This is a genomic window from Streptomyces sp. NPDC090499 (genome assembly GCF_044769305.1).
Classification (GTDB): domain Bacteria; phylum Actinomycetota; class Actinomycetes; order Streptomycetales; family Streptomycetaceae; genus Streptomyces.
Map to the genome: position 1 here is coordinate 101,835 of NZ_JBIVXP010000019.1, position 11,617 is coordinate 113,451.

General features: G+C 69.5%; 9 protein-coding genes. All 9 read right to left on the minus strand.

Annotated features, from left to right (window positions below; all coding sequences use genetic code 11):
• Positions 1–17: 17 nt before the first annotated feature.
• The gene (locus ACIQVL_RS42020; protein ID WP_403440332.1) at positions 18–1,283 is read right to left on the minus strand and encodes an ABC transporter substrate-binding protein; all 1,266 of its coding nucleotides are present in this window, start codon (positions 1,281–1,283) and stop codon (positions 18–20) included.
• Between the two features lie 251 nt (positions 1,284–1,534).
• Positions 1,535–3,382, minus strand: coding sequence for a glycoside hydrolase (locus ACIQVL_RS42025; protein WP_403478105.1), 1,848 nt, complete (start codon positions 3,380–3,382; stop codon positions 1,535–1,537).
• An 11-nt stretch (positions 3,383–3,393) separates the two neighbouring features.
• On the minus strand, positions 3,394–4,641 hold the full coding sequence (locus ACIQVL_RS42030; protein ID WP_403478106.1) for an ROK family protein: 1,248 nt from the start codon (positions 4,639–4,641) through the stop codon (positions 3,394–3,396).
• 194 nt (positions 4,642–4,835) lie between these two features.
• Positions 4,836–5,429, minus strand: coding sequence for a histidine phosphatase family protein (locus ACIQVL_RS42035; RefSeq protein WP_403440341.1), 594 nt, complete (start codon positions 5,427–5,429; stop codon positions 4,836–4,838).
• 7 nt (positions 5,430–5,436) lie between these two features.
• Positions 5,437–6,312, minus strand: a complete 876-nt coding sequence (gene gnd / locus ACIQVL_RS42040) for a phosphogluconate dehydrogenase (NAD(+)-dependent, decarboxylating) (RefSeq protein WP_403440343.1) — start codon at positions 6,310–6,312, stop codon at positions 5,437–5,439.
• A 1-nt stretch (position 6,313) separates the two neighbouring features.
• Entirely contained in the window at positions 6,314–7,960 is a 1,647-nt protein-coding gene (gene pgi, locus ACIQVL_RS42045; protein WP_403478107.1) for a glucose-6-phosphate isomerase, read from the minus strand.
• Positions 7,953–8,888 (minus strand): glucose-6-phosphate dehydrogenase assembly protein OpcA, encoded by a 936-nt coding sequence (gene opcA, locus ACIQVL_RS42050; protein ID WP_403440348.1) that lies wholly within the window; start codon positions 8,886–8,888, stop codon positions 7,953–7,955. The genes pgi and opcA overlap by 8 nt, the downstream gene beginning before the upstream one ends.
• On the minus strand, positions 8,885–10,453 hold the full coding sequence (zwf, locus tag ACIQVL_RS42055; RefSeq protein ID WP_403440351.1) for a glucose-6-phosphate dehydrogenase: 1,569 nt from the start codon (positions 10,451–10,453) through the stop codon (positions 8,885–8,887). The genes opcA and zwf overlap by 4 nt, the downstream gene beginning before the upstream one ends.
• Positions 10,453–11,595 (minus strand): transaldolase, encoded by a 1,143-nt coding sequence (gene tal, locus ACIQVL_RS42060; RefSeq protein WP_403478108.1) that lies wholly within the window; start codon positions 11,593–11,595, stop codon positions 10,453–10,455. The genes zwf and tal overlap by 1 nt, the downstream gene beginning before the upstream one ends.
• Between the last annotated feature and the right edge of the window lie 22 nt (positions 11,596–11,617).

Below are 11,617 nucleotides of genomic sequence, written 5' to 3' on the forward strand. Positions count from 1 at the left end.
GTGGTCTTCCCGGGGGCCTATCCGAACAGCTTCTTGAGCTCGACGTTGACCTTCTTGTCGCAGGTGTCGAGCGCGGCCTCGGGGTTGCCGTTCTTTCGGACGGAGGAGGCGATCACCTCGGCGAACGCGGTCTGCATGGTCTGGTCGTAGGCGATGTTGTCGAAGTGGCCGTAGTCGGTGAAGAGCTTCACGCCCTCGGCGGCCAGGCCGGACTTGAGCTTGGTAGCCCCGCTGGCGATCGAGGTGCGCGGCGGGATGTGGAAGCCGTACGAGGTCGCCCAGTCCTCCTGGTACTGCTTCTGGTCGATCCACAGCCACTTGACGTACTCCTTGGCCGCGTCGACGTTGTTGCCCTTGGCGTTCACGAAGATCGACCAGCCGCCGTTGTAGACGGACAGCTTGCCGGCGCTGCCGATCTTCGGGAACGGGAAGATACCGAGGTCGTCGCCGAGGGCCTTCTGCATGGCCGGCATGGACCACATGCCGCCCCACTGGATGGCACACAGGCCCTGGTTGAGCGAGGACGGGTCCCAGAAGTCGGTCGGGGCGTCGAGCAGTACGTTGCCGCTGGTGAACAGCTTCCGGAGGGTCTTCAGCCCCTCGACGACGCCGTCCGTGTGGTAGGCGATCTGGTTCTTGTCGTCGATGGTGTCGGCGCCGGCGGACCAGATGATGGGGTTCTGGATCGCGCTGAAGTCGTTGCCGAGGAAGGCGCCCTTGACCTTGCTGGTGGTCAGCTTGGCGGCGGCCTCGACCAGCTCGTCGAGGGTGGTGGGCACCTCGACCTTGGCCTTCTCCAGCATCGACTTGCGGTAGTAGAAGAACTGCGGGTCGTCGATCATCCGGATCCCGTAGATCTTCCCGTCGACCGTGTGGGACTTGATGTCGTTCGGGTTGAAGTCGTCCTTGACCGGGTCGATGATGTCGCTCAGGTCCGCCACCTGGCCGCTCTTGACGAGCTGCAGCTGCGGGTGGAACTCGAAGACGTCGGGCGCCTTCTTGGTGAGCAGGGCCGCGAAGAGCGCGGACTCGAAGTTGTTGCCGGTGATCCAGTTGGTGCTGACGTCGGCCTTCTTGTACGCCGCCGCGTAGCGCTTGAGGGCCTGCTCGGTGCCCGCCTCGCCGTAGGCGTGGAAGTACTGGGTGAGCTGCGTCCCCGACCCGCTCCCGCCGCCTCTGCCGTTGTTGCTGCCGCACGCGGCCAGCGTGCCGGCGGCGGCCATGCCCGCGGCCGCCCGGAAGAGAGACCGGCGGGACCAGTTGTTGTTGCTGAGTGCCGACATGCTGACGTCCTTGTCTGTCGAGTGCGGCGGTGCCTCTACGGCCCGTGGGACCTCGGAAACCAGATGGCTGAAAATGCGTCGCGGAGCGGGACGTTAACCTTCGGCTAATGCTTCGGCAAGAGGTTGGACGAAGTCTGCGTGAAACGTTGCACCCGGTTCGGGATGACGAACAGTGCAGCGGGCAGGGCGAGTTGAGGGCCGCCGGGTCAGGGGGGTGGCCGGCGGCCCTCGGTCTGCGCCGAGGCGGGCGGTTACTGCCTGGTCCAGGCCTCGTTGGCGCCGCCGTTGCAGCTGTAGAGGATCACCTTGCTGCCGTCGGCGGTGGCCTGCCCGCTGACGTCGAGGCACTTGCCGGACGCCTCGCTGAGGATCTGCCCGTTGGCGTTCAGCAGCCAGCGCCCGCTCGCGTCACCGGCCGGGCCCGCGGTGGCCGTCAGGCCGGAACCGGCGGCCGTCAGATAGCCGTTCGGGCCCTTCAGGGTGCCGTCGGCCCGGTATGACCAGGACTGGTCCGCGGCGCCCGTGCAGGTGGCGATCGCGGCCCCGGAGGCGTCCGCCGTCAGGCACTTGCCGGACTGCCTGCCGGCCAGCGCGCCGGTGACGGCCGACGTGCCGTGGCCCTTCTGGTCGAAGACGTACGTCGTGATGGAGCGGGCGGCGAGGGTGGCGGACACCGTCCCCGCGGTCACCGACGGTTTCGCGACGTCGGCCCAGTCCTCGGTGGCCGACGTGCGTACCGCCTGCCTGGCCTTCGCCGGTGCCGCGTTGTTGAAGTGCAGACTCAGCGGGGTGTCCGTGGTGTTGTGGTTGTTGACCACGACCACCCACTTGCCGCCGCTGTCGTAGGCCGACACCTCGACCCCGTCCGGCGCCCCGGTCACGTTGTGCGCGACCGAGCCCGGTTTCACGAACTTGCTGTACTGGCCGAGCGCGTAGTACCGCTTGGTGAAGTACAGCGTCTGGTTGCCGTTCGTCGCGAAGTCGGGGTCGTAGTAGACCAGGCCGTCGTTCCAGCCGACGTCGTTCTTCGCGTACGGGTCGGTGCCGTAGCCGCTGGCCAGCGCCACCCACCACTGGAAGGCCGAGTCGTGGGCGCTCGCGAAGTCCTTGTAGATGATCCGGGACATCAGCAGGGCGTTGTCGATGGACGGGTCGTACTCCTGGTTCCAGCCCGTGGAGCCCTTGCCGAAGCAGCAGATCTCGCTGGCCCAGGACTTCTGGCCGACCGTCCGCGAGGTCTCGTAGACGTTGCCGAGCTGGCCGTCGTCGGGGTTGTTGTACGTGTGGTGGGCCAGCGCGGACACGTACTGCGCGGTGTCCGGCTGCGAGATCCACTGCGGGAGTTCGGAGACGAACTGCGTGGTCTGGCTGGACTCGTCGGCGATGACCGAGGTCCTCTGGTGCCGGGCCCGCTGCTCGGCGCCCAACGCCCGCACGATGTCGTCGCGTTGGTCGACGGTGACCTGCATGCCCTCCTGGCCGCACGAACCGAAGTCGTTGTCCGGCTCGTTGAAGGGGCTGATGTGGTCCAGTTCCACGCCCTGGCGGGCGAAATGGTCGGTGACGTCGGCGATGTAGTTCGCGTAGGCGCTCTCGTCCTCCGGCTTCAACTGCCCGCCGCAGCTCTGCCCGTTGGTGGTCCACTGGGCGGGCGCGCTGTTGACGAAGCCGATCAGGTCCTCGACGCCGTACTTCGCCGCGTAGGTGAGGAACGTCCGGCCGCCCTTGTCCCTGCTCCAGTCGTACGAGCCGTCGGAGGCCAGGAAGTCCTCGGCGGCCCGTGCCGGGGTGGTGACCGCGGCCCCGCCCCCGCCGATGTTGTAGCGGTACGAGCTGAGGTCCAGGCCCTGCTTGGAGAAGAGCAGTTTCGCCACCCGGGCCTGGACCTTGGGGGAGAAGTGCTGGAGGTCGTTGACCCACCAGGCGCCCGAGGCGCCGATGTCGTCGATGGTCTGGGCGGCGTGCGGGGAGACCTCGGCGGCGGCGGCAGCGGTGGCGGCCGAGGCGGGCGGGGCGGATATCAGGGGTCCGGCGACGGCCAGTGCGGCTGCGGCCGTCAGGAGGACCGATCTCTTGCGGTGCGGGTGTGACACGTGCATCCCTTCCGTCGTCATGAAGGTGGTGCGGTACGGCTCCTTGCGGGCCCGGTGGTGCGTCTCGGGGGCCGCTGCCCCACTGCCTGCAGGGCGCCCTCCAGGGCGAACGTGGCCGCGCCCAGGCAGACCGGGTCGGTGGGGACGGGGGAGAGGACGATCTCGGCGGCGGCGAACGGCCGCCGCAGCGCGTGCCGCCGGACGGCCTCGCGCACCTCGTCGAGCAGCGGTGCGCCCAGCCTCCTGGCGACCCAGCTGCTGAGCACGACCACTTCGGGGTTGTACAGGTTCACCAGGTCCGCGATGCCCGCGCCCAGGTAACGGGCGGTGTCGCGGACCACCTTGGCGGCCACCGGATCGCCCGCGGCCACCCCGTCGGCCAGCGCGTCGATCGTCGCCGTCTGGTCCTCGGGGTGCAACAGCGTGGAGCGGGGGCTGAGTTCGCGCAGGTTGAGCATGATGCCGGGGGCGCCGACGTACGTCTCGACGCAGCCGTGGTTGCCGCAGTGGCACAGCCGCCCGTCCAGCACGAGCGTCGTGTGCCCCCACTCCCCGGCGCTGTTGCTCACGCCCCGGTACAGCCCGCCGCCCAGGACCAGTCCGGCGCCGACCCCGGTCCCGAGGTTCACCACCACGGCGTCCTCACGCCCGCGCGCGGCCCCGAACCACAGCTCGGCCACCGCGCTCGCCCGCAACGGGTTGTCCAGGTGCAGGGGGTAGGCGATGTGTTCGGAGAGCAGGCCGAGCAACGGCACGTCGTGCCAGTCCCAGTTGGGCGCGTACTCGGCGATGCCGGTGGCCCGGTCCACCTGGCCCGGCACGCTCACCCCGACGCCCAGTACCCGGGCGCCCTCGACGCCGGCCTGGGCGACCACCGAGCCGACGGCCGTGGCCACCTGACCCACCACCTGCTCGGGCCGGCTCTCCCCGGGGCGCATGTCCTCCACCGCGCGGGCCAGCACGTTCAGCCCCAGGTCGAACAGCTCCACCCGGACGTACGTCTCCGCCATGTCGACACCGATCAGCGCGCCGCCCGCGGAGTTGACGGCCACCAGTCCGCGGGGGCGACCGCCGGCCGAGTCCTCGAAGCCGACCTCGGTGATCATCCGGAGGTCGAGCAGCTCGCCGACGAGGGTCGCGACCGTGGCGAGGCTCAGTCCGGTGGCGGCGGCCAGCGTCTGCCGGGAGGTGGGGGAGCGGGCGATGATCTGGCGCAGCACCTCGTAGCGGTTCGCGGTGCGGATGTCACGCGATGTGCGCTTCACGCGGCTGCCCCTCCCATCCCGTCACGGCCGGGCCGGGGCGTACGACGGCACCGGCGCGGCGTCAGGCTATGGGCTTCGCGGGACTTTCGACAAGGGGTTAGGAAATGGGCCGTAGAAACTTGCGTGACGGGTACCGGTGGCCAATACGCCGAAACGGCCCGTCAGTTGTCACTGACGGGCCGTCGCGAGGCCTCTTACGGCTGCTTGTTCCACTCGGCGATCACGGGCCACCCGTGCTCGGTGGAGAGCCGGCTGACCGTCCCGGTCGCCAGCTGGAACAGCCGGCCCTCGGCGGGCGGCAGCCCCAGGCGGCGGGCGGTCAGCACGCGCAGGAAATGGGCGTGGGCCACCAGGACCACGTCACCCGTGCCGCTGTTGAGCGCAGTCTCGATCTTCCTGAGCACCCGGTCGGCCCGCTCGCCGATCTGCTCCGGCGACTCCCCGGGATGGCCTTCCGGGCCCGGCGGGACGCCGTCGGTCCACAGGTACCAGTCGGGGCGGGAGCGGTGGATCTCCACCGTGGTGACGCCCTCGTAGCCGCCGTAGTCCCATTCGTGCAGGTCGGGGTCTGGTACCACCCCGGTCAGACCGGCCAGTTCGGCGGTGCGTATCGCGCGGTCCAGCGGGCTGGCCAGTGCCAGTGCGTAGGTCCGGTCGGTGAGGAGCGGGGCGAGGGACTTGGCCTGTTCCTCGCCGTGCTGGGTGAGGGGCAGGTCGGTCCAGCTGGTGTGCTGGCCCGACCTGCTCCACTCCGTCTCACCGTGGCGGACCAGGAGGAGGTCCCCCACGGCACACCTACTTCGACTCGACGGCGTGGCCGCCGAACTGGTTGCGCAGCGCCGCGATCATCTTCATCTGCGGGGAGTCGTCCTGGCGGGACGCGAACCGGGCGAAGAGGGACGCCGTGATCGCCGGCAGCGGCACCGCGTTGTCGATGGCCGCCTCGACCGTCCAGCGGCCTTCGCCGGAGTCCTGCGCGAAGCCCTTCAGCTTGTCCAGGTGCTCGTCGTCGTCCAGGGCGTTGACCGCGAGGTCGAGCAGCCAGGAGCGGATGACGGTGCCGTCCTGCCAGGAGCGGAAGACCTCGCGGACGTTGTCCACGGACTTGACCTTCTCCAGGAGCTCCCAGCCCTCGGCGTACGCCTGCATCATGGCGTACTCGATGCCGTTGTGGACCATCTTGGAGAAGTGCCCGGCGCCGACCTTGCCGGCGTGGACATAGCCGTAGGGGCCCTCCGGCTTGAGCGCCTCGAAGATCGGGTGCAGCCGCTCGACGTGCTGCTTGTCGCCGCCGACCATCAGGGCGTAGCCGTTCTGCAGGCCCCACACGCCGCCGGAGACACCGGCGTCGACGAAGCCGATGCCCTTGATGCCGAGTTCGGCGGCGTGCTTCTCGTCGTCCGTCCAGCGGGAGTTGCCGCCGTCGACCACGGTGTCGCCCTCGGACAGCAGGTCCTTGAGTTCGTCGACGACGGACTGGGTGGCGTGGCCTGCCGGGACCATCACCCACACCACGCGCGGGGCGTCGAGCTTCTCGACCAGTTCTTCCAGGTTCTTGACGTCGGAGACGTCGGGGTTGCGGTCGTAGCCGATGACGGTGTGGCCGGCGCGGCGGATCCGCTCGCGCATGTTGCCGCCCATCTTGCCGAGGCCGATCAGTCCGAGCTGCATGTCAGTTCACTTCCTTGAGCGTGCGGTACGTCGAGACGAGGGCGGTGGTGGACGGGTCGAGGCCGGGCACGTCGGCGCCCTCGGTCAGGGCGGGCTCGATGCGCTTGGCGAGCACCTTGCCGAGCTCGACGCCCCACTGGTCGAAGGAGTCGATGTTCCAGATCGCGCCTTGCACGAAGACCTTGTGCTCGTAGAGGGCGACGAGCTGGCCGAGGACCGACGGGGTCAGCTCGCGGGCCAGGACGGTGGTCGTGGGGTGGTTGCCCTTGAAGGTGCGGTGTGCCACCTGCTCCTCGGCGACGCCCTCCGCGCGGACCTCCTGAGCCGTCTTGCCGAAGGCCAGTGCCTGGGTCTGGGCGAAGAAGTTCGCCATCAGCAGGTCGTGCTGCGCCTTGAGTTCACCGCTCAGCTCGGCGACCGGCACGGCGAAGCCGATGAAGTCCGCCGGGATCAGCTTGGTGCCCTGGTGGATCAACTGGTAGTACGCGTGCTGGCCGTTGGTGCCGGGCGTGCCCCACACCACCGGGCCGGTCTGCCACTGCACCGGCCGGCCTTCGCGGTCCACCGACTTGCCGTTGGACTCCATGTCCAGCTGCTGGAGGTAGGCGGTGAACTTGGAGAGGTAGTGGCTGTACGGCAGCACCGCGTGCGACTGGGCGTCGAAGAAGTTGCCGTACCAGACACCCAGCAGGCCCAGCAGCAGCGGCGCGTTGGCCTCGGCGGGGGCGGTGCGGAAGTGCTCGTCGACCAGGTGGAAGCCGTCCAGCATCTCGCGGAAGCGGTCCGGGCCGACGGCGATCATCAGCGAGAGGCCGATCGCGGAGTCGTAGGAGTAGCGGCCGCCGACCCAGTCCCAGAACTCGAACATGTTGTCCGGGTCGATACCGAACTCCGTCACCTTCCCGGCGTTCGTGGACAGGGCGACGAAGTGCTTGGCCACCGCCTTCTCGTCGCCCCCGAGACCGTCGAGGAGCCAGGTGCGGGCCGAGGTCGCGTTGGTGATCGTCTCGATCGTGGTGAACGTCTTGGACGCGACGATGAACAGCGTCTCCGCCGGGTCCAGGCCGCGGGTCGCCTCGTGCAGGTCGGCGCCGTCCACGTTGGACACGAACCGGAAGGTCAACTCCCGTGCGGTGAACGCCCGCAGGGCCTCGTAGGCCATCGCAGGGCCCAGGTCCGAGCCGCCGATGCCGATGTTGACGACGTTCCTGATCCGCCTGCCGGTGTGGCCGGTCCACTCGCCCGAGCGGACCCGGTCGGCGAAGGCGCCCATCTTGTCGAGCACGGCGTGCACGGCCGGGACGACGTTCACCCCGTCGACCTCGACCACCGCGTCGCGCGGGGCGCGCAGCGCGGTGTGCAGCACCGCACGCTTCTCGGTGATGTTGATCTTCTCGCCCCGGAACATGGCGTCCCGCAGCCCGAACACGTCGGTGGCGGTGGCCAGTTCCTGGAGCAGGGCGAGGGTCTCGTCCGTGATCAGGTGCTTGCTGTAGTCGATGTGCAGGTCGCCGACCCGTACGACGTACCGCTCGGCGCGCGCCGGGTCGGCCGCGAACAGCTCACGCAGGACGGGCTGTCCCTCGGCCCGGTGGTCCTCCAGGGCGGCCCACTCGGGCCGCCGGGTGAGCTCGGGGGTGTCAGGCATGGGAGACGGTCTCCTTGGTGCCCTCGCCCCGCAGGGCGACGGCGTACATCTCGTCGGCGTCGAGGCGGCGGAGCTCCTCGGCGATGAGTTCGGAGGTGGGGCGGACCTTCAGGGCGAGGGTGCGCGGCGGCTGGCCCGGCAGGGTCAGGCTCGCGAGGGGGCCCTCGGGGCGGTCGATGCGGATCTCGCCGTTGGCGGTGCCGAGCCGTACGGCCGTGACCACCGGGCCGGGCGAGACCACGCGGTCCACCTTGACCTTCAGCCGCGCCTCCAGCCAGCGGGCGAGGAGTTCGGCGCTGGGGTTGTCCGCCTCGGCCTCGACGGCCGCCGAGGTCACGTCGACCCGGGCCTGGTCGAGGGCGGCGGCCAGCATGGACCGCCACAGGGTGAGCCGGGTCCAGGCCAGGTCGGTGTCGCCGGGCGCGTAGGTGCGGGCGCGGGACTCCAGGACCTGCATCGGCCGCTCGACCGCGTACAGGTCGGTGATCCGGCGCTGGGCGAGCGCGCCGAGGGGGTCCTTGGACGGTGTCTCCGGGGCCTCCACCGGCCACCACACGACCACCGGGGCGTCCGGCAGCAGCAGCGGCAGCACCACCGAGTCGGCGTGGTCGGAGACCTCGCCGTACGTCCGCAGCACGACCGTCTCGCCGGTGCCGGCCTCGGAGCCGACCCGGACCTCCGCGTCGAGGCGGGAGGTGGTGCGGTCGCGCAGGGTGCGGGCGTGCCGCTTGATGACGACCAGGGTGCGCGAGGGGTGCTCGTGCGAGGCCTCCTCGGCCGCCTTGATCGAGTCGTAGGCGTTCTCCTCGTCCGTGACGATCACCATCGTCAGGACCATGCCCACGGCGGGTGTGCCGATGGCGCGGCGCCCCTGCACCAGCGCCTTGTTGATCTTGCTTGCCGTGGTGTCGGTCAGGTCGATCTTCATGGCCTGCGCCAGCTCCGTCCGTCTCGTGCGAGCATCTCGTCGGCTTCCTGCGGTCCCCAGCTGCCGGACTCGTACTGTGCGGGCTTACCATGCTTTGCCCAGTACGTCTCGATCGGGTCGAGGATCTTCCAGGACTCTTCCACTTCCTGGTGACGAGGGAACAAATTGGCGTCGCCGAGCAGCACGTCCAGGATGAGCCGCTCGTACGCCTCCGGGCTGGACTCCGTGAACGACTCGCCGTACGCGAAGTCCATCGTCACGTCCCGGATCTCCATCGAGGTGCCCGGCACCTTGGAGCCGAACCGGACCGTCATGCCCTCGTCGGGCTGGACGCGGATGACGATCGCGTTCGCGCCGAGCTCCTCGGTGGCCGTGGAGTCGAAGGGGGAGTGCGGGGCCCGCTTGAAGACCACCGCGATCTCGGTGACCCGGCGGCCCAGCCGCTTGCCGGTGCGCAGGTAGAAGGGGACGCCCGCCCAGCGGCGGTTGTCGATGCCCAGCTTGACGGCCGCGAAGGTGTCGGTCTTCGACTTCGGGTCGATGCCGTCCTCTTCGAGGTAGCCGATCACCTTCTCGCCGCCCTGCCAGCCCTCGGCGTACTGCCCGCGCACGGTGTGCCGGCCCAGGTCCTCCGGCAGCCGCACCGACTTCAGGACCTTCAGCTTCTCGGTGAGCAGCGCGTCCGCGTCGAACGCGATCGGCTCCTCCATCGCGGTGAGGGCCATGAGCTGCAGCAGGTGGTTCTGGATGACGTCACGGGCCGAGCCGATGCCGTCGTAGTACCCCGCCCGGCCGCCGATGCCGATGTCCTCGGCCATGGTGATCTGCACGTGGTCGACGTAGGACCGGTTCCAGATCGGCTCGTACATCTGGTTGGCGAAGCGCAGCGCCAGGATGTTCTGGACGGTCTCCTTGCCCAGGTAGTGGTCGATGCGGAACACCTGGTCCGGATCGAACACGTCGTGCACGACCGCGTTCAGGTCCTGCGCCGACTTGAGGTCGTGGCCGAACGGCTTCTCGATGACCGCCCGCCGCCAGGCCCCGGGCGGCGGGGTGGCCAGGCCGACCTTCTTCAGCTGCCGTACGACCTTCGGGAAGAACTTCGGCGGCACCGAGAGGTAGAACGCGAAGTTGCCGCCGGTGCCCCGGGAGCCGTCCAGCTCGTCGACGGCCGCCTTCAGCTGCTTGAACGCCGTGTCGTCGTCGAAGTCGCCGGGGATGAACCGCATGCCCTCGGCCAGCTGCTGCCAGACCTCCTCCTGGAACGGGGTCCGGGCGTGCTCGCGCACCGCGTCGTGGACGACCTGCGCGAAGTCCTGGTCCTCCCAGTCCCGGCGGGCGAAGCCGACGAGCGAGAAGCCCGGTGGCAGCAGACCGCGGTTGGCCAGGTCGTAGATCGCCGGCATCAGCTTCTTGCGCGACAGGTCACCGGTCACCCCGAAGATGACCAGGCCCGACGGGCCCGCGACCCTGGGCAGTCGCCGGTCGCGCTCGTCGCGCAGCGGGTTGTCCCAGTCGGCGGCGGGCACCACCGGCACCCGCACCTCCTTGGCGGTCTCGCTCATTACGCCTCAACTCCCTTGCTGTCCAGGGACTTCGCGACGGCGTCCAGCAGCTCCTGCCAGGCCACCTCGAACTTGGCGACGCCCTCGTCCTCCAGCCTGCCCACCACCTCGTCGTAGGAGATGCCGAGCTTCTCGACGGCCGCCAGGTCCGCGCGGGCCTGGGCGTAGCCGCCGGTCACCGTGTCGCCGTGGATGTCACCGTGGTCGGCGGTCGCGTTCAGCGTCGCCTCCGGCATCGTGTTGACGGTCCCAGGGGCCACCAGCTCGTCGACGTAGAGAGTGTCCTTGTACGCCGGGTCCTTCACACCGGTGGACGCCCACAGGGGGCGCTGCCTGTGGGCACCGGCCGCGGACAGGGCCGCCCAGCGCTCGCCGGCGAAGACCTGCTCGTACGCCTCGTAGGCGAGCCGCGCGTTGGCCAGCGCCGCCCGGCCCTTCAGCGCGAGCGCCTCGTCCGTGTCGATGGCGGTCAGCCGCTTGTCGATCTCGCTGTCGACGCGGGAGACGAAGAAGGAGGCCACGGAGTGGATCGTGGCGAGGTCCAGGCCCTTGGCGGCGGCCTGCTCCAGACCGGCCAGGTAGGCGGCCATGACCTCGCGGTAGCGCTCCAGGGAGAAGATCAGCGTGACGTTGACGCTGATGCCCTCGGCGACGACCGCGGTGATCGCCGGGAGGCCGGCCTTCGTCGCCGGGATCTTGATCATCACGTTGGGGCGGTCGACCAGCCAGAAGAGCTGCTTGGCCTCGGCGACGGTGGCGGCGGTGCGGTGGGCGAGGCGGGGGTCGACCTCGATGGAGACCCGGCCGTCTGTGCCATGTGACACATCGTATACAGAATGCAGGATATCGGCCGCGGCCCGCACGTCCTGCGTCGTCATCATCCGCACGGCCTCCTCGACCGTGACCCCCCGCACGGCCAGGTCGGCCAGCTGCTCCTCGTACCCCTCGCCGGAGCCGATGGCGGCCTCGAAGATCGACGGGTTCGTGGTCACGCCCACGACGTTCTTCTCTGCGACGAGCTCGGCGAGGTTGCCGGTGCTGATCCGCTTGCGCGACAGGTCGTCCAGCCAGATCGAGACGCCCTCGTCGGAGAGGCGCTTCAGTGCTCCCGCGGTGGCGGTTGCTTCGGTCACAGTGATCATCTTCCTCTACTGAACTGTTTCT